This is a genomic window from Streptomyces sp. NPDC049813 (genome assembly GCF_044465085.1).
Taxonomy (GTDB): Bacteria; Actinomycetota; Actinomycetes; order Streptomycetales; family Streptomycetaceae; genus Streptomyces.
The window spans coordinates 342,440-359,623 of the sequence record NZ_JBITLI010000004.1 but is presented as its reverse complement, the minus strand read 5'-3'; the positions used below and the strand labels follow the sequence as shown (position 1 = coordinate 359,623).

17 protein-coding genes are annotated in these 17,184 nt (G+C 72.3%); 11 read left to right on the top strand and 6 right to left on the bottom strand.

Features of this window, described 5'->3' with window-relative positions:
- The first annotated feature begins 313 nt into the window (after positions 1-313).
- Positions 314-784, top strand: coding sequence for a hypothetical protein (locus tag ACIBW6_RS12040; protein ID WP_399059126.1), 471 nt, complete (start codon positions 314-316; stop codon positions 782-784).
- Here the strand turns inward: ACIBW6_RS12040 and ACIBW6_RS12035 are convergent.
- The 4 genes from ACIBW6_RS12035 to ACIBW6_RS12020 form a co-directional block, all read right to left on the bottom strand.
- Positions 756-1,367: a nucleoside triphosphate pyrophosphatase gene (locus ACIBW6_RS12035; protein ID WP_399059125.1), complete on the bottom strand. Its 612-nt coding sequence runs from the start codon at positions 1,365-1,367 to the stop codon at positions 756-758. The genes ACIBW6_RS12040 and ACIBW6_RS12035 overlap by 29 nt on opposite strands.
- A 42-nt stretch (positions 1,368-1,409) precedes the next feature.
- Positions 1,410-1,544, bottom strand: a complete 135-nt coding sequence (gene mmpB / locus ACIBW6_RS12030; RefSeq protein ID WP_399059124.1) for a morphogenic membrane protein MmpB — start codon at positions 1,542-1,544, stop codon at positions 1,410-1,412.
- A 71-nt stretch (positions 1,545-1,615) separates the two neighbouring features.
- Entirely contained in the window at positions 1,616-1,822 is a 207-nt protein-coding gene (locus ACIBW6_RS12025) for an acyl-CoA carboxylase epsilon subunit (protein ID WP_399059123.1), read from the bottom strand.
- Positions 1,823-1,857: 35 nt separating this feature from the next.
- Positions 1,858-3,480 (bottom strand): acyl-CoA carboxylase subunit beta, encoded by a 1,623-nt coding sequence (locus ACIBW6_RS12020; protein WP_399059122.1) that lies wholly within the window; start codon positions 3,478-3,480, stop codon positions 1,858-1,860.
- A 140-nt stretch (positions 3,481-3,620) separates the two neighbouring features.
- On the opposite strand from ACIBW6_RS12020, the gene ACIBW6_RS12015 reads away from it, so the two are divergent.
- The 5 genes from ACIBW6_RS12015 to hutH all read left to right on the top strand — a co-directional run bounded on the left by ACIBW6_RS12015 (position 3,621) and on the right by hutH (position 9,880).
- Positions 3,621-4,493: a biotin--[acetyl-CoA-carboxylase] ligase gene (locus ACIBW6_RS12015; RefSeq protein WP_399059121.1), complete on the top strand. Its 873-nt coding sequence runs from the start codon at positions 3,621-3,623 to the stop codon at positions 4,491-4,493.
- Between the two features lie 381 nt (positions 4,494-4,874).
- A complete protein-coding gene (locus ACIBW6_RS12010) occupies positions 4,875-6,002 on the top strand; it encodes an adenylate/guanylate cyclase domain-containing protein (protein WP_399059120.1) in 1,128 nt (375 codons plus the stop codon).
- 40 nt (positions 6,003-6,042) lie between these two features.
- A complete protein-coding gene (locus tag ACIBW6_RS12005) occupies positions 6,043-6,849 on the top strand; it encodes an enoyl-CoA hydratase-related protein (protein ID WP_399059119.1) in 807 nt (268 codons plus the stop codon).
- 261 nt (positions 6,850-7,110) lie between these two features.
- Positions 7,111-8,265 (top strand): diguanylate cyclase domain-containing protein, encoded by a 1,155-nt coding sequence (locus tag ACIBW6_RS12000; protein ID WP_399059118.1) that lies wholly within the window; start codon positions 7,111-7,113, stop codon positions 8,263-8,265.
- A gap of 64 nt (positions 8,266-8,329) precedes the next feature.
- Complete coding sequence (hutH, locus tag ACIBW6_RS11995) at positions 8,330-9,880, top strand: histidine ammonia-lyase (protein WP_399059291.1); 1,551 nt, start codon at positions 8,330-8,332, stop codon at positions 9,878-9,880.
- 54 nt (positions 9,881-9,934) lie between these two features.
- On the opposite strand, the gene ACIBW6_RS11990 is transcribed toward hutH, so the two are convergent.
- A complete protein-coding gene (locus ACIBW6_RS11990; RefSeq protein WP_399059117.1) occupies positions 9,935-10,228 on the bottom strand; it encodes a hypothetical protein in 294 nt (97 codons plus the stop codon).
- 109 nt (positions 10,229-10,337) lie between these two features.
- Here ACIBW6_RS11990 and ACIBW6_RS11985 point away from each other — a divergent pair, with 109 nt between their 5' ends.
- From ACIBW6_RS11985 to ACIBW6_RS11970, 4 genes are all read left to right on the top strand, one after another.
- Entirely contained in the window at positions 10,338-10,676 is a 339-nt protein-coding gene (locus ACIBW6_RS11985; protein ID WP_399059116.1) for a hypothetical protein, read from the top strand.
- A gap of 200 nt (positions 10,677-10,876) precedes the next feature.
- Entirely contained in the window at positions 10,877-12,133 is a 1,257-nt protein-coding gene (locus tag ACIBW6_RS11980; protein WP_399059115.1) for an Ig-like domain-containing protein, read from the top strand.
- Positions 12,134-12,327: 194 nt separating this feature from the next.
- Entirely contained in the window at positions 12,328-13,830 is a 1,503-nt protein-coding gene (locus tag ACIBW6_RS11975) for an ABC transporter permease (RefSeq protein WP_399059114.1), read from the top strand.
- A gap of 52 nt (positions 13,831-13,882) precedes the next feature.
- On the top strand, positions 13,883-14,569 hold the full coding sequence (locus tag ACIBW6_RS11970; RefSeq protein ID WP_399059113.1) for an ABC transporter ATP-binding protein: 687 nt from the start codon (positions 13,883-13,885) through the stop codon (positions 14,567-14,569).
- 508 nt (positions 14,570-15,077) lie between these two features.
- On the opposite strand, the gene ACIBW6_RS11965 is transcribed toward ACIBW6_RS11970, so the two are convergent.
- Positions 15,078-15,992, bottom strand: coding sequence for a helix-turn-helix domain-containing protein (locus tag ACIBW6_RS11965; protein WP_399059112.1), 915 nt, complete (start codon positions 15,990-15,992; stop codon positions 15,078-15,080).
- A 118-nt stretch (positions 15,993-16,110) separates the two neighbouring features.
- On the opposite strand from ACIBW6_RS11965, the gene ACIBW6_RS11960 reads away from it, so the two are divergent.
- Positions 16,111-17,154 carry an NAD(P)-dependent alcohol dehydrogenase gene (locus ACIBW6_RS11960; RefSeq protein WP_399059111.1) on the top strand — a complete coding sequence of 348 codons (1,044 nt, stop codon included), beginning with the start codon at positions 16,111-16,113 and terminating at the stop codon, positions 17,152-17,154.
- Positions 17,155-17,184: the final 30 nt, after the last annotated feature.

Sequence of the window (17,184 nt, the reverse complement as noted above, 5' to 3'; positions counted from 1 at the left end):
GGTTACGACCCGTTCCCAATGGTGAGCTTGCCCACACGGAGTGTCACTCGAGGCCTGCTCGGTCGGTGAAATCCCCTGTCCGGCCTGGCTGTGCGGGATCCCCCGGGGTCACCCTAGCCGGGTGGTGTGGTCAAGGTCTCTGTGAGACCGTGCCGCGCCCGGACGCCATTCTTTGTGGAGTCCCTACGAATGGCCCAATGATTCTTTGCCTGCGGCAGACCCCTTGTCCCGAGGTTTACCCGTTAGTAGCGTTCGCGATGAATCGAACCTACTCGGGGTAACCGACTGTCGTACGCGAAGGTGGGTGGGACCGGTGGCACGCAGACCGGTGGCGTGGGTGGCCGCGATCGTGGTGCTCGCGGAGGCGCTCGGGATCGTGTTGATGAACTGGTTCCTGGGCCTGGTCGTCGACCGGCAGGACATGTCGCTCGCCGGGCTCGACCCCCGGGCGATGTCCGTGGGCGCCTGGGTCGCGGGCGGGGTCTTCGGGATCTACCTGGCGCTGTGCGCGTTCGTGCTCGCCCGCGCGGCCGCCACCGACCGCTCGCCGGGCACCGTCGGGCGCATCCTGCTGATCAGCGCGGCGGTCGTGCACGGGCTGCTCGGCGCCTTCTCGATCGGCCTGGTGGGCTGGCTCGCCTTCGTGCTGATGATGGTCGTCCTCGCGCTGATCGTGCTCACGCTGGTGGCGTACGACCGCAGGGACGGCGCGGGCGCCAAACGCACCGGCGCCGCACCTCCGCCCGCACCGCCCGCTAGCTCGCCGGAGCCCACAACTCCGTGACGGAGACGCCCAGTTCCCCGAGGAGGCGGCGCAGCAGCGGCAGCGAGAGGCCGATCACGTTCCCGTGGTCGCCCTCGATGCCCTCGACGAACGGGGCCGAGCGGCCGTCGAGCGTGAACGCGCCCGCGACGTGGAGGGGTTCACCGGTCGCCACGTACGCGGCGATCTCCGCGTCGCTCGGCTCGCCGAACCGCACGACCGTGGAGGCGGTGGCGGCGACGTGCCGGCCGGAGGCGGTGTCGTAGACGCAGTGCCCGGTCTGGAGCGTGCCGGCCCGGCCGCGCATCGCCTTCCAGCGCGCCGTCGCCTCCGCGGCGTCGGCGGGCTTGCCGAGCGCCTCGCCGTCCAGGTCGAGGACCGAGTCGCAGCCGATGACCAGGGCGTCGGCCGCCTCGGGTAGCGCGGCCACCACGGCCGCCTTGGCCTCGGCGAGGGCGAGGGCCAGCTCGGCGGGGGTGGGGGCGGTCACGGCCTCCTCGTCGACCCCGCTGACGATCACCTGCGGCGCGAAGCCGGCCTGCCGGAGCAGGCCGAGGCGGGCGGGGGACTGGGAGGCGAGGATGAGGCGGCGCGCGGCTGTCATACCGATCAGCGTAGGCGACCGGGCGGCGCCCGCGGTCAGGCCCTAGAGCACCGCGAGCCCCACCATCACCATGGCCAGGAACATGGCGAGCGCCACCACGACCCCCGCGCGGCGCAGCATCTCCTGCGTCTCGCGGAGCTCATCGGGCGGCTCGTTCTCGGGATCTGACCACAGCACCCTTCCGATACTGCGGCGCCCGCGGGCGGAACGCCTGAGTATGCGTACTCAGGCGTTCCGCCCGGCTCCGCTCAGGCGGGCCAGTACGTGCGCGACCAGCTCGCCGGCCCCGGGGCCGGAAGCCGGCGCCGGGCGGCGCGCGCGGGGTCGGCCCACGCGCTGCGCGCCGCCGCGGTGGCCGAGGTGCCGGTGCCGGCGGCGGCGCGGGCCTGGACCACCGCGAGCGCGGCGGCCAGCTCCTCGGGGGTCGGGTTGCCCCGTACGACCTTGATCATCATGATCCGGGCTCCTCGCGGGGGGTCGGGGTTCGGGCCTACAGGGGGATGTTGCCGTGCTTCTTCGGCGGCAGCGACTCGCGCTTGGTGCGCAGCTGGCGCAGGCCCTTGACGACGTGGGCGCGGGTGTCGGAGGGCAGCACGACGGCGTCGACGTAGCCGCGCTCGGCCGCCGTGTACGGGTTGAGGAGCGTGTCCTCGTACTCCTGGATGAGCCGCGCCCGCGTGTCCTCGCGTTCCTGGGGGTCCTCGGCCGCGGCCAGCGTCTTGCGGTGCAGGATGTTCACCGCGCCCTGCGCGCCCATCACGGCGATCTGCGCGGTGGGCCACGCCAGGTTCAGGTCGGCGCCCAGGTGCTTGGAGCCCATGACGTCGTACGCCCCGCCGAACGCCTTGCGGGTGATGATCGTGATGAGCGGCACGGTGGCCTCGGCGTACGCGTAGATCAGCTTGGCGCCGCGCCGGATGATGCCGGTGTGCTCCTGCTCGACGCCCGGCAGGAAGCCGGGGACGTCCACGAAGGTCAGCACCGGCACGTTGAAGGCGTCGCAGGTCCGCACGAAGCGGGCCGCCTTCTCGCTCGCGTCGATGTCCAGGCAGCCGGCGAACTGCATCGGCTGGTTGGCGACGATGCCCACCGGGTGCCCCTCGACGCGGCCGAAGCCGGTGAGGATGTTCGGCGCGAACAGCGCCTGCGTCTCGAAGAACTCGGCGTCGTCCAGGACGTGTTCGATCACCGTGTGCATGTCGTACGGCTGGTTCGCGCTGTCCGGGACGAGGGTGTCGAGCTCGCGGTCCTCGTCGGTCGGCGTCAGGTCCGCCTCCTCGGGGAAGGCGGGCGGCTCGCTCAGGTTGTTCGACGGCAGGTAGGACAGGAGCGACTTGACGTACTCGATCGCGTCCTTCTCGTCGCCCGCCATGTGGTGCGCGACCCCGGAGCGCGCGTTGTGCGTGCGCGCGCCGCCCAGCTCCTCGAAGCCGACGTCCTCGCCGGTGACCGTCTTGATGACGTCGGGCCCGGTGATGAACATGTGGCTGGTCTGGTCGACCATCACCGTGAAGTCGGTGATGGCGGGCGAGTAGACGGCGCCGCCGGCACACGGCCCCACGACGAGGCTGATCTGCGGGATGACACCGGACGCGTGCGTGTTGCGGCGGAAGATCTCGCCGTACATGCCGAGGGCCATGACGCCCTCCTGGATACGGGCGCCGCCCGAGTCGTTGATGCCGATGACCGGACAGCCCGTCTTGAGGGCGAAGTCCATCACCTTCATGATCTTCTGCCCGAAGACCTCACCGAGCGCGCCGCCGAAGACGGTGAAGTCCTGCGAGAAGACCGCGACGGGACGGCCGTCCACGGTGCCGTAGCCGGTCACCACGCCGTCGCCGTACGGCTGGTTGGCGTCCAGGCCGAAGTCGGTGGAGCGGTGCCGCGCGAACTCGTCCAGCTCCACGAACGAGTCCTCGTCGAGCAGCAGCCCGATCCGCTCACGCGCCGTCAGCTTGCCCTTGGCGTGCTGCTTCTCGACCGCGCGGGCGGAACCGGCGTGCGTCGCCTCGTCGATCCGGCGCCGCAGGTCCTCGATCTTGCCTGCGGTGGTGTGGATGTCGGGACGCGACTCTGTCTGCTGCGGATTCTGGGGGTCTGCCAACTCGGACATCGGGATGCGGCTCCCTGCCTGGTTCGACGCTGCTCACGGGGACGGACGTACGGGCGAAGCACATGGCGCTACTGACTCGTAGGGTAGTGGCGCGAATACCGTTCGGCAGTGCGGTCTTTGCCACACCTAGGCTGGGTTGCATGACGCCCCGAGATGGTTCAGACGCGCCCGACAACCGCTGGTCCGACCTGGACCGGCCGCCCCTGGGGGCGGCCGCCCTGCGCCGCGCCCTCGTCCGCGGCGAAGGGCTCTGGTCGTCCGTGGAGGTGGTGCCCCGCACCGGGTCGACCAACACGGACCTGGTGGCGCTGGCCGCCTCCGGCGCCGCCCGGGAAGGCGCCGTCCTGGTCGCCGAGGAGCAGAGCGCCGCGCGCGGGCGGCTCGACCGGCGCTGGTCGGCTCCGCCGCGCTCCGGTCTCTTCTTCTCCCTCCTGGTCACGCCGGGCGAGCACGAGGTGCCGGTGGAGCGCTGGGGGTGGCTGCCGCTGCTCACCGGGGTCGCCGTCGCGACGGCCCTGTCCGCCGCCGCCGGGGTCGACACGGCGCTGAAGTGGCCCAACGACCTGCTCGTCACCGTCGACGGCGAGGAGCGCAAGGCCGGCGGGATCCTCGCGGAGGGCGCCGCCGGGGGCGGGGTCGTCATCGGGGTCGGGCTCAACGTGTCGCTGCGCGCCGACGAACTGCCCGTGCCGCAGGCGGGGTCGCTGGCGCTGGCCGGGGCGAGGGTCGTGGACCGGGAGCCGGTGCTGCGGGCGGTGCTGCGGTCCTTCGAGCGCTGGTACGTCGAGTGGTGCGCGGCGGAGGGGGATCCCGGGCTGTCCCGGCTCCAGGAGACGTACGCGGCGGGGTGCGCGACGCTGGGGCGGTCCGTGCGGGCGATCCTGCCGGGGGAGCGGGAGGTCGTGGGCGAGGCGGTCGCCGTCGACGGGGACGGGCGGCTCGTCCTCGCGCCCCCCGGAGCGGAGCGGGTCGCCGTCGCGGCGGGCGACATCGTCCACCTCCGCCCGGCGTGACGCCGCCCCGCCCCTGTGCAGAGACTTCGTCCGCGGCGCCGTCGTGGCTGGTCGCGCAGTTCCCCGCGCCCCTGGAGCATGCGGCTTCGCCGCAGCCCCATGGGCCGCTGAGATAGCGCACGCAGTGCGCATCTCAGGGGCGCGGGGAACTGCGCGAGAAGCCCCGCGGCGGGAGAGCAGAACGAACACCTAGGGGCGCGGGGAACTGCGCGAGAAGCCCCCACCGGCCTGAAGCCGAAAAGGCGGCCCCTCTGGCCCGAGCCGGAGCAAGGGGCCAGGCACGCGACACTCGCCCCGAACGGAGTGACGTGGCGCACAGGCGCTGCCGTAGAGTTGAGCCCGGTCGATACCTGACCGTGGCAGATCGGAAGGGCAGCAGGCGTGACCGTCGACGACTCGGGCTCCGGCACGGGCACCCCACCCGACCCCGAGAAGCCGGAGGGGGAAGGGGACGAGCAGGACGCGGCGGACCCCCTCGCGCTCCGGCTCGAACAGCTGATCCTCGGTGCGGAGCGCCGCTACACCCCGTTCCAGGCGGCCCGCAGCGCGGGCGTCTCCATGGAGCTGGCGTCACGGTTCTGGCGGGCCATGGGCTTCGCCGACATCGGCCAGGCCAAGGCGCTGACCGAGGCGGACGTCCTGGCGCTGCGCCGCCTGGCCGGTCTCGTCGAGGCCGGGCTGCTCAGCGAGGCGATGGCCGTGCAGGTCGCCCGGTCCACGGGCCAGACCACCGCCCGCCTCGCCGAGTGGCAGATCGACTCGTTCCTGGAGGGTCTGACCGAGCCCCCGGAGCCCGGCATGACCCGCACCGAGGTCACGTATCCGCTGATAGAGCTGCTCCTGCCCGAGCTGGAGGAGTTCCTCGTCTACGTGTGGCGGCGCCAGCTCGCCGCCGCGACCGGCCGCGTCGTGCAGGCCGGTGACGACGAGGAGATGGTGGACCGGCGGCTCGCGGTCGGCTTCGCGGACCTGGTCGGCTTCACGCGGCTGACCCGGCGCATGGAGGAGGAGGAGCTCGGCGAGCTGGTCGAGGCCTTCGAGACCACCGCCGCCGACCTCGTCGCCGCGCACGGCGGCCGGCTCATCAAGACGCTCGGCGACGAGGTGCTGTTCGCCGCCGACGACGCGGGGATCGCCGGGGAGATCGCGCTGCGGCTCATCGAGACGATGAGCAACGACGAGACGATGCCGGAGCTGCGGGTCGGCATGGCCTTCGGGACGGTCACGACGCGCATGGGCGACGTGTTCGGCACGACGGTGAACCTGGCGAGCCGGCTCACGTCGATAGCGCCCAAGGACAACGTGCTGGTGGACGGCGCCTTCGCCGAGGAGCTGATCCGCACCGCCGAGGCGCCCGCCTCCGAGGCGGAGGCGGCGGCCGCCGCGGAGAAGGCGAAGGAGCAGGGCGAGGAGCCGCCCTCCTACCGGTTCGCGTTGCAGCCGATGTGGCAGCGGCCCGTCCGCGGTCTCGGCGTCGTCGAGCCCTGGACGCTGACCCGGCGCACCTGACATCTTGACGGTTAACTGGCGTTAACCGGAAGGGCGAGTCATGGGTGATGAGCAGCGGTTCGGGGACTTCGTGGCCGTACGGCGCCACGGGGACGAGGGGGTCGTCGCCGAGCTGGTGCTCGACCGGCCCCAGGCCATGAACGCCGTCTCCAGCGACATGGCCCGCTCCATCGGCGCCGCCTGTGACGCGCTGGGCGCCGACCGGTCCGTGCGGGTCGTCGTCGTCACGTCCAGCAGCGAGCGGGCGTTCTGCGTCGGCGCCGACCTCAAGGAGCGCAACTCCTTCTCCGACGCGGAGCTGATGCGCCAGCGGCCGGTGGCGCGGGCCGCGTACACGGGCGTGCTCGACCTGCCGGTGCCGACGATCGCCGCCGTGCACGGGTTCGCGCTCGGCGGCGGGTTCGAGCTCGCGCTCGCCTGCGATCTGATCGTGGCCGACGAGAGCGCGGTCGTGGGGCTGCCCGAGGTGTCGGTGGGGGTGATCCCCGGGGGCGGCGGTACGCAGTTGCTGCCGCGCCGGGTGGGGGCCGCGCGCGCCGCCGAGCTGATCTTCTCCGCGCGCCGCGTCGAGGCCGCGGAGGCGGGCGCGCTCGGGCTCGTCGACCACGTGGTGGCGGCCGGCCAGGACCGCGCCGAGGCACTGGCGCTGGCCGCGCGGATCGGGGGGAATTCGCCGGTGGGGCTGCGGGCCGCCAAGCGGGCGCTGCGGGTCGGGTTCGGGCTTGATCTGCGGGCCGGGTTGGAGGTGGAGGACGCGGCTTGGCGGTCGGTGGCGTTTTCTGGGGACCGGGTGGAGGGGGTCGCCGCGTTTGCCGAGAAGCGTGCGCCCCGGTGGCCCGGCGAATGACCCCGCCGGCCCCTTGAGCCCCCGAGGTCCTGTCTCGGCTGCGGCCCGGTGGGGGCTGGGCGCGCCGTTCCCCGCGCCCCTGAGATGCGCACTGCGTGCGCCATCTCATCGGGCGCCTGGAGCTGCGGCGGAGCCGCATGCTTCAGGGGCGCGGGGAACGGCGCGAGAAGCCCCACCGGCCGGTGGGCGAAGAACCGCCCCCGGATACGGACGGGCGTACCCGATGCGCCGCTATGACCCATTCGTCCCTAGTCTGGGTCAATGGGAGACGAGGCCCGGCTGCGGGCCGTGGTGACGCTCGCGCAGGGCATGGCCGCTGCGCAGACCCCGCGCGATTCCTGGCGCGCCGCGGCCCTGGGCGCCTGCCACGCCCTGGGCGGCAGCTTCGCCGCCCTGTCCGTGTGGGAGCGCGAGCAGGGCCGGCTGCGCGTCCTGGCGAACGTGGGGGAGCGCGCCGCGGGGGAGGAGGAGTTCCCCGAGAGCGAGGCCTATCCGGTGCACCGCTTCCCGGAGATCACCGAGTTCCTGCACGAGCGCTGGGCCGGCGGCGGCGAGCCGGACGCCTGGGTCGAGACGGCCGACGGGCCCGTCGAGCGCGCCGGCTACTGCCACCAGCGGGTCGCGGCGCTGCGCAGGCGCGGCCGCGGCTGCTGCGTCGTCGCGCCGATCGTGCTGCACGGCCGGGCCTGGGGCGAGCTGTACGTGGCGCGGCCGGCCGGGGCCCCGGTCTTCGGCGCGGCGGACGCCGACTTCGCGACCGTCCTGGCCTCCGTGGTCGCCGCCGGGATCGCGCAGACCGAGCGCCTGGAGGAGGCGCGGCGGCTCGCCTTCACCGACGCGCTGACCGGCCTGGCCAACCGGCGCCTGGTCGACCTGCGGCTGGAGGAGGCGGTGGAGCGGCACGCGGCGCAGGGCGTCGTCGTCAGCCTCGTCGTCTGCGACCTGAACGGGCTCAAGCGGGTCAACGACACCCTCGGCCACGCCATCGGCGACCGGCTCCTGGAGCGGTTCGGCTCGGTCCTGTCGCTGTGCGGGGCGATGTTGCCGGGGGCCTTGTCCGCCCGGCTCGGCGGGGACGAGTTCTGCCTGCTGGCCGTGGGCCCCTCCGCCGACGAGGTCGTCCGGGTCGGCGAGGAGGTCTGCGCGCGCGCCGCCGAGCTGGAGCTGGGTGACGGGGTGGCGTGCGGCATCGCCTCGACCGGCGACCCCATCGGGGAGGTGGCGAGCGCCCGGCGGCTGTTCCGGCTCGCGGACGCCGCGCAGTACCGGGCGAAGGCGCTGCGCTCGGTCAAGCCGGTGGTCGCGGGCCGGGGCGGCGGCCTGGACGATCCGGTCGTCCGGCTCGCGGACGCGCCGCCTCCGGTCCCGGGGGAGCGGCGCCGCATCCGCGGCCGGGACCCGCACCCCCCGGAGTAAGGGTCCCTCCCGCCGCCCACTCGTGACATCTTCGGATTCACTGTGTACGTTCCTGAATATGGATATGCACACTGTGGTGGTGGGGGCAGCCGGGGTCACCGCTGCCGATGTGGTCGCCGTGGCGCGCCGGGGCGCCCGGGTCGAACTCTCCGAGGAAGCCCTGAAGGCGCTGGCCGCGGCCCGCGAAGTGGTCGACGCCCTGGCCGCGAAGCCCGAACCCGTCTACGGCGTCTCCACCGGATTCGGCGCGCTCGCCACCCGGCACATCGGCCCCGAGCTGCGCGCCCAGCTCCAGCGCAACATCGTGCGCTCGCACGCGGCCGGCATGGGCCCGCGCGTCGAGCGCGAGGTCGTGCGCGCGCTGATGTTCCTGCGCCTGAAGACCGTCTGCTCCGGGCACACCGGCGTCCGCCCCGAGGTCGCGCAGACCATGGCCGACGTGCTGAACGCCGGGATCACGCCCGTCGTCCACGAGTACGGCTCGCTCGGCTGCTCCGGCGACCTGGCCCCGCTCAGCCACTGCGCGCTCACGCTGCTCGGCGAGGGCGACGCGGAAGGCCCCGACGGCGTCGTCCGCCCCGCGGGCGAGCTGCTCGCCGCGCACGGCATCGCCCCCGTCGAGCTGCGCGAGAAGGAGGGCCTCGCCCTCCTCAACGGCACCGACGGCATGCTCGGCATGCTCTTCATGGCCCTCGACGACCTGGACAACCTCTACAAGGCCGCGGACGTGACGGCGGCCCTGTCCCTGGAGGCGCTGCTCGGCACGGACCGGGTCCTCGCGCCCGAGCTGCACGCCATCAGGCCGCACCCCGGCCAGGCCGCGAGCGCCGCCAACATGCTCGCCGTGCTGGCCGGTTCGGGCCTGACGGGCCATCACCAGGACGACGCGCCGCGCGTGCAGGACGCGTACTCCGTGCGGTGCGCCCCCCAGGTGGCGGGCGCCGGCCGGGACACCCTGGCCCACGCGCGGCTCGTGGCCGAGCGGGAGCTGGCGGCGGCCGTCGACAACCCGGTGGTGCTGCCCGACGGCGCCGGCGGCGGACGGGTGGAGTCCAACGGCAACTTCCACGGCGCCCCGGTCGCCTACGTGCTCGACTTCCTGGCCATCGCCGCCGCCGACCTCGGCTCGATCGCCGAGCGGCGCACGGACCGGCTGCTCGACAAGAACCGTTCGCACGGGCTGCCGCCGTTCCTCGCCGCGGACGCCGGCGTCGACTCGGGCCTGATGATCGCCCAGTACACGCAGGCCGCGCTGGTCAGCGAGATGAAGCGGCTCGCCGTACCGACGTCCGCGGACTCGATCCCCTCCTCGGCGATGCAGGAGGACCACGTCTCGATGGGCTGGTCGGCCGCGCGCAAGCTGCGGACGGCCGTCGACAACCTCGCGCGGATCATCGCCGTGGAGCTGTACGCGGCCACCCGCGCGATCGAGCTGCGGGAAGGCCCGCAGGCCGCTCCGGCGTCGCGGGCGGTCATCGCCGCCGTGCGCGCGGCCGGGGTCGAGGGGCCCGGCCCCGACCGGTTCCTGGCGCCGGACCTGGCGGCCGCGGACGCGTTCGTGCGCGGCGGCGGTCTGGTCGGGGCCGTCGAGGCGGTCACCGGACCGCTCGCGTAAAAGACAGCGATGCGTGTGGGGGGCGGTCCGGCCGGACCGCCCCCCACACGCGTGTCAGACGGGCGCCTCCAGGGACCGGCCGCGGCGGACCGAGTAGGCCACGAAACCCACCCCCAGGCCGAGGAACGCCGAGCCGCCGATCACGTACGGCGTCGTGTCGAACGTCCCCGTGTCGGCGAGCCGGAGCTGCTGCTCGGACTGGGTCCGCACCGCGGTTGTGGTCTCGGCGCGGTGGTCGGTCCCGGCGCTGTGCGCGGGGGTGGCGGTGGCATTGGGGACGAACCACAGCGCGGCCAGGAGGGTCCCGGCGGCGGTGGCGGTGAACAACGATCGACGTGCGGCGGACACGGAAGCGATCCCCCTTGTGGCGCTGGCGAATTGGCCGTGTGGGCCGATGTTAGTGAAAGGGGCGGGTCACGGGAAAGTCACGGGCGTGGCGGGCCGTACGCTCCGGCGTATGAGCACTGATGAGACGTCACGTTTTGTTCGCCTGAAGGTGGAATTGGTCCTGGAGGTCGCCGACGCGGAGGCGCTGACCGGGGCCGCGCTGCAGCGCGTCGCCGAGGACGAGGCCGTGCCCGCCGAGGAGCGCGCCCACGCCGAGCAGGCCGTCCAGGACGACGAGGCGGAGGCCCTCGCGTACCTCGTGGACCCGTTCGACCTGGTCGGCGACGTGCCGGGGACCGAGCTCGTGCAGGCCTCCTGGTCCAGCGAACAGGTCGACTACGACCCCGATTCGCCGGACTGGGACCTCGACGAGGATGATGCCGGGGAGGACGGCGAGGAGCGCGTGTAGCGGCACCGGAACGGGCGGACCCCGGGCGGCCGCCGCCGCCCGGGGTCCGCGACGTGGCATCCCCCACATCGGGGCCCCTGGGGAACGGGTTCAACCCCGTACTGCGTTATTGATGGTTGAGGAGAACCCTGTGTTTCCTCATGACCGGTCTCGGGACAGTCGGGGAAAGTCGGATTTCGGCGACTATGGAGAAGCGTGTGATGACGGACGGTAAGCGGCGCAAGGGCCTGATGGCCGCGTCCGCTGTGCTCGGCGGTGTGCTGGTGCTCTCCGCGTGCGGTGGAGGCGACGGCGACTCGGCCGGCTCGTCGACGGACAAGAAGGAGTCGTCGCAGGCGCAGGCCGACGAGGCGGCGGCCAAGAAGACCTCCAAGGCCGAGATCAAGATCCTCCCGAAGGACGGCTCCGACAACGCGAGCATCAACAACGCGGCGAAGGTCACCGTGAGCAAGGGCACGCTCACCGACGTCACGATGGAGACGGCGGACGGCACGGCGGTCGCGGGGCAGATATCCGCGGACAAGAAGAGCTGGAAGCCGGCCGCCCAGCTCGACCGGGCGACGACGTACAAGATCGCGGCCACGGCGAGCGACGCGGACAACCGCGTCGCGCATGAGAACGCGTCGTTCACGACCGTCTCGCCGAGCAACAGCTTCATCGGGAACTTCACGCCGGAGGACGGGTCGACCGTCGGCGTCGGCATGCCCGTGTCGATCAACTTCGACAAGGCGATCACCAACAAGTCGGACGTCCAGTCCCACATCACGGTCTCGTCCAGCAGCGGCCAGGAGGTCGTCGGCCACTGGTTCAACGCCAACCGGCTCGACTTCCGCCCGCAGGACTACTGGCAGGGCGGCTCCACCGTCACCCTCAAGCTCGACCTCGACGGCGTCGAGGGCGCGAGCGGCGTGACGGGCGTGCAGCAGAAGACCGTGACGTTCAAGATCGGGCGCAACCAGGTCTCCACGGTCGACGCGAAGACCAAGACGATGACGGTCACTCGCGACGGCAAGACGATCAGGACCATCCCGATCTCGGCCGGTTCGCCGGAGAACAAGACGTACCAGGGCCAGATGGTGATCTCCGAGAAGTTCAAGGAGACCCGGATGAACGGCGCGTCGGTCGGCTTCACCGACGACGACGGCAAGGGCGAGTACGACATCAAGGACGTGCCGCACGCGATGCGCCTGTCGAACTCGGGCACCTTCATCCACGGCAACTACTGGGGAGCCAAGTCGATCTTCGGTTCCGCCAACACCAGCCACGGCTGCGTCGGTCTCGCGGACGCCAAGGGCGCCGGCGACTCCAGCACGCCGGGCGCCTGGTTCTACGACAACTCGATGGTCGGCGACGTCGTCATCGTGAAGAACACCGGCGACAAGACCGTCGCCCCGGACAACGGCCTCAACGGCTGGAACCTGGACTGGTCGGCGTGGAAGGCCGGTTCGGCCGCCTGATCCCCGTCTGATCCCCGTCTGTTCCCCGTCTGGGCAGAGCCCCCGGTACGCGCGGCGTGCCGGGGGTTCTCGCTGTCCGCGACCGGGTCTCATCCCGTTCTCATCCCTGCCTCACCCAACCCTTACAGCGCCCTCATACGTTTCGCTGGTTCCTGTCAGCGCCCCGGGTCGGGGCCGTCACCGGCGAGGCTTCGATGTTCTTCACCTATCTCAGGCGCGAGCTGCGCCGGCGCAGAAAGGCGGCGCTGGTCGTCGCCTCCGGGCTCGCCCTCGGAATCGCGCTCGTCATCGTCGTCAACTCCGTCTCCTCCGGCATGAGTCAGGCCCAGGACAAGGTCCTGCAGTCCCTGTACGGGCTGGGCACGGACATGACCGTCACCAAGGCCGCCGCCGCGCCGAAGGAGGGCACGACCGGCCGGCCGCGCTTCGACTTCGACGCGAAGGACGGCGGCACCGACGGCACCGACGCCACGGAGCAGAGCACCGACCGCGTCATGGTGCAGGGCTTCCAGACCCTCGCCTCCACCACCGTCGCCAAGGTGGCGCGCCAGCAGGGCGTCGCCGACACCGTGGGCGGCCTGAGCCTTCAGGTGATGAAGGTCAGCGGCCAGTTCACCCGCGGCCAGTTCAAGCAGGACCAGGGCGCGGGCGGCTCCCCGCGGGGCGGGCCGGGCGGCGGCTCCGGCCAGCCGCAGGGCCGGGTCGAGGGCGGCGGCGCCAGCTTCGACGTCAACTCGTACTCGGTCTTCGGCACCGACGTCACCAAGCAGGACCTCGGGCCGCTGACCTCCTCGAAGATCACCGCGGGGCGAGCCTTCAAGACCTCCGAGACGGATGCCGCGGTCGTCGTCGCCGATGCCTCGTACGCCAAGGAGAAGAAGCTCGCCCTTGACGACACCGTCACCGTCAAGGGCACGAAGTACAAGGTCATCGGCATCGCGACGCCCGACAGCGGGGACGCGGCAGCCAATCTGTACCTGCCGCTGAAGCAGGCCCAGACGCTCGCCGGCACCAAGGACAAGGTGACGACGGTGTACGTGAAGGCCGCCGACTCGCAGCAGATCGACGCGGTCAAGTCGACGATCCAGAAGAACATCAGCGGCACCACCGTCACCACGTCCGCCGATCTCGCCGACACCGTCTCCGGCTCCCTGTCCACCGCCTCGGACCTCGCCTCGAACGTCGGCAGGTGGCTGTCGGTCGCGGTCCTCGTCGCCGCGTTCCTGGTGGCGGGGCTGCTCACGTCGTCGGCCGTGTCGCGGCGCGTACGGGAGTTCGGCACGCTCAAGGCGCTCGGCTGGAAGTCGGGCCGGGTGACGCGCCAGGTCATCGGCGAGGCCGTCGTCAACGGGCTGATCGGCGGTGTCCTGGGCATCGCCGTCGGCCTCGCCGGTGCCTACGCCGTCACCGCCATCAGCCCGACCCTCTCCGCGCAGCTCGGTGGTGGCGGCGGTGGCGGTACGGGCGGCGGCCCCGGTGGCGGCGGGGGCTTCGGTGGCGGCGGGGGCTTCGGCGGTGGCATGCGCCGGGAGACCGCCGGCAAGACCCTCGACATCGCGCTCAGTGCCCCGGTCTCCGCGACCACCATCGCCCTCGCGGTCGGCCTCGCCGTCGCGGGCGGACTGATCGCCGGCGCGTTCGGCGGCTGGCGGGCCTCGCGGCTGCGCCCGGCGGACGCGCTGCGCCGCGTCGAGTAGCAGCAGCCCTGCCCGGGCACCCAACCCCTTTTCTCATCGCAGGAGTTGCACCATGTACCAGCTCAGAGGCGTCACCAAGCAGTACCGGCGGGCCAAGGGCACCGTCGACGCGCTCGCCGGCGTCGACCTGACCATCGGCGACGGCGACCGGCTCGTCATCCAGGGCCCCACGGGCGGCGGCAAGTCGACGCTGCTGCAGATGCTCGGCGGCCTGGACCGGCCGACCGCGGGCAGCGTCGAACTCGACGGCACCGACCTGGCCAGGCTGCCCGAGGCCCGGCTCACCAAGGTCCGCGCCGAGTCCATCGGCTTCGTCTTCCAGTCCTTCAACCTCATCCCCACGCTGACCGCGCAGGAGAACGTCGAGACGGCGCTCGTGCCGCTCGGCCTCAAGGGCGCCGACCGGCGGGAGCGGGCCGCGGAGGCGCTCGGCTCCGTCGGCCTGGGCGAGCGGCTCGGGCACCTGCCCTCGGAGATGTCCGGCGGCCAGCAGCAGCGTGTCGCCATCGCGCGGGCGCTGGTGAAGAACCCGAAGGTGCTGCTCGCCGACGAGCCGACCGGCAACCTCGACGAGTCCATGCGGGACGAGATCATGGACGTGCTCGAAGAGCGGTGGAAGGAGCACGGGCTCACCTTCATCATGGTCACGCACGACTCGGCGATCGCCCGCAAGGCGCCCCGCCTCGCGACGATCCGCAAGGGCCGGATCGAGGTGACGGAGAACGGCGGGGCCCGCTGAAGTGGTTTTCCGTCAGCGCCAGGTGAGGGTGCGGGTGTGTCGTGGCTGGGCGCGCAGTTCCCCGCGCCCCTGGGCGGGTCGCATCCAGCCCCGCCGACTGGTAAGCGGGTGCAAATCAAGCCCGCCGACTGGTAAGCGGGTGCAAATCAAGCCCGCCGACTGGTGAGCGGGGGCAAATCAAGCCCCTCCGGCGATTGAGGAGCGGGGGCTGGGGCGGAGCCCCGGGGCTGGGCGTTGTCGCCGGGTGCGGGTGTGTCGTGGCTGAGCGCGCAGTTCCCCGCGCCCCTGGGCGGGCCGCATCCAGCCCCGCCGACTGGTGAGCGGGGGCAAATCAAGCCCCTCCGGCGATTGAGGAGCGGGGGCTGAGGCGGAGCCCCGGGGCTGGGCGTTGTCGCCGGGTGCGGGTGTGTCGTGGCTGGGCGCGCAGTTCCCCGCGCCCCTGGGCGGGGCTGGTGCGCGGGCCCCCGGTGGGGGACGGCGGGGCTGCCCGTGCCCCGGCAGGGCGGGCCTAGCGGGGCGCCTGCGTGCCGGCCCGCGTGGCATCCGCCCCCCAACTCGCCAACAAGCGGAGCGCCTCCGCCGAGGCGGACCCGGGCTCAGCGTGGTACACGGACAGGAACTGCCCGTCATCATCCGGCAGATGCAGCGTCTCGTAGGCGAGCGTCAGCTCACCGACGAGCGGATGCCGCATCCGCTTCACCCCGTGCCCCTTCTCCTTCACGTCGTGCGTGGCCCACAGCTTGCGGAACTCCTCGCTCTTCACGGACAGCTCACCCACCAGCGCCGACAGCTCGGGATCGTCCGGATGCCGGCCCGCGTAGAGCCGCAGGTAGCTGACCATGTCGGAGGCCTTCTGCTCCCAGTCCCGGAACAGCTCCCGGTACTCCGGGTTCAGGAAGGTCAGCCGCGCCCAGTTCCGCTCACCGGCCGGCATCGCCCCCCAGTCCCCGAAGAGGGCGGCGGCCATCCGGTTCCAGGCGAGGATATCCGAGCGGGCCCCGCCGATGTACGCGGGCACGCCCTCCATCGAGTCGACGAGCTGCTGCAAGGCCACCCGCGGCTGGGGCCGCCGGACCGCCCGCTGCCTGCGCCGCCGCTGCCGCGGTTCGGCGAGGTGGGTCAGGTGGGCGTGCTCCGTCTCACTGAGCCGCAGGGCGCGCGCGATCGCGTCGAGCACCTCCGCCGACACGTTGCGCCCGTTGCCCTGCTCCAGACGGGTGTAGTACGCCACCGAGACCCCGGCCAGCTGCGCCAGCTCCTCGCGCCGCAGCCCCGGCACCCGCCGGTGCCGGCCGACGGAGGCGATCCCCACGTCCTCCGGCTTGAGCCGGGCCCGCCGGGTACGCAGGAACTCGCTCAGCTCGGCCCGCTGGTCGAGACCGTCGCCCGGGCCGTGCCCGCGGTGGTCCGGATTGTCGTCCATGCTTGCCAGTATTCCCGGTCCTACGCCCGCCAGCCTGACCCCGTCAGTAGTAGGACCGCTGGACGTACGCAAAGCGGTGACCTGGGCGAACAGGCTCACACCAGGCACGCTGGAAGCCATGACCACGACTGTTGCCGCATACGCCGCGCCCAGCGCCAAGGCTCCGCTGGAGCGCACCACCATCGAGCGCCGCACGGTCGGCGAGCACGACGTACTGATCGACATCAAGTTCGCCGGAATCTGCCACTCCGACATCCACCAGGCCCGCGAGGGCTGGGGCGAGGCCATCTTCCCGATGGTGCCCGGCCACGAGATCGCCGGTGTCGTCGAGGAGGTCGGCTCCGGCGTGACCAAGTTCAAGGTCGGCGACCGCGTCGGCGTCGGCTGCATGGTCGACTCCTGCGGCGAGTGCGAGCCCTGCCGCAGCGGCCAGGAGCAGCACTGCGTCCGCGGGAACGTGCAGACGTACAACGGCGTCGGCAAGGACGGCGAGCCCACCTACGGCGGCTACTCGCAGAAGGTCGTCGTCGACGAGGGCTTCACGCTGCGCATCCCCGACGGCATCTCCCTCGACGTGGCCGCCCCGCTGCTCTGCGCCGGCATCACCACGTACTCCCCGCTCAAGCACTGGGGCGCGGGCCCCGGCAAGAAGGTCGCCGTCGTCGGCCTCGGCGGGCTCGGCCACATGGGCGTCAAGATCGCCCACGCCCTCGGCGCGGAGGTGACGGTCCTCTCCCAGTCGCTGCGCAAGAAGGACGACGGGCTGAAGCTGGGCGCGGACCACTACTACGCCACCAGCGACCCGAAGACCTTCGAGGAGCTCGCGGGCACCTTCGACGTCATCCTGTCCACGGTGTCGGCGCAGGTGGACTTCGGCGCGTACCTGAGCCTGCTCAAGACGGGTGGCGCCCTGGTCAACGTCGGCGCCCCCGAGGAGCCGATCTCGCTGAACCTCTTCTCCCTCATCGGCGGCAACAAGACCCTCGCCGGTTCGATGATCGGCGGCATCGCCGAGACCCAGGAGATGCTGGACTTCTGCGCCGAGCACCACCTGGGCGCGGAGATCGAGCTGATCGAGGCCAGCCAGGTCAACGAGGCGTACGAGCGCGTCCTGAACTCGGACGTGCGCTACCGCTTCGTGATCGACACGGCCACGATCTGAGCCCACCCGCACCACCCATTACCTCCGCGG

Coding starts and splice junctions, on each gene's coding strand:
- hutH (WP_399059291.1), top strand. CDS start 8,330: ATGCACACTGTGGTGGTGGGGGCAGCCGGGGTCACCGCTGCCGATGTG.
- ACIBW6_RS12000 (WP_399059118.1), top strand. CDS start 7,111: ATGGGAGACGAGGCCCGGCTGCGGGCCGTGGTGACGCTCGCGCAGGGC.
- ACIBW6_RS11965 (WP_399059112.1), bottom strand. CDS start 15,992: ATGGACGACAATCCGGACCACCGCGGGCACGGCCCGGGCGACGGTCTC.
- ACIBW6_RS12025 (WP_399059123.1), bottom strand. CDS start 1,822: ATGATGATCAAGGTCGTACGGGGCAACCCGACCCCCGAGGAGCTGGCC.
- ACIBW6_RS12015 (WP_399059121.1), top strand. CDS start 3,621: ATGACGCCCCGAGATGGTTCAGACGCGCCCGACAACCGCTGGTCCGAC.
- ACIBW6_RS11970 (WP_399059113.1), top strand. CDS start 13,883: ATGTACCAGCTCAGAGGCGTCACCAAGCAGTACCGGCGGGCCAAGGGC.
- ACIBW6_RS11980 (WP_399059115.1), top strand. CDS start 10,877: ATGACGGACGGTAAGCGGCGCAAGGGCCTGATGGCCGCGTCCGCTGTG.
- ACIBW6_RS12020 (WP_399059122.1), bottom strand. CDS start 3,480: ATGTCCGAGTTGGCAGACCCCCAGAATCCGCAGCAGACAGAGTCGCGT.
- ACIBW6_RS12005 (WP_399059119.1), top strand. CDS start 6,043: ATGGGTGATGAGCAGCGGTTCGGGGACTTCGTGGCCGTACGGCGCCAC.
- ACIBW6_RS11975 (WP_399059114.1), top strand. CDS start 12,328: ATGTTCTTCACCTATCTCAGGCGCGAGCTGCGCCGGCGCAGAAAGGCG.
- ACIBW6_RS11960 (WP_399059111.1), top strand. CDS start 16,111: ATGACCACGACTGTTGCCGCATACGCCGCGCCCAGCGCCAAGGCTCCG.
- ACIBW6_RS11985 (WP_399059116.1), top strand. CDS start 10,338: ATGAGCACTGATGAGACGTCACGTTTTGTTCGCCTGAAGGTGGAATTG.
- ACIBW6_RS12035 (WP_399059125.1), bottom strand. CDS start 1,367: ATGACAGCCGCGCGCCGCCTCATCCTCGCCTCCCAGTCCCCCGCCCGC.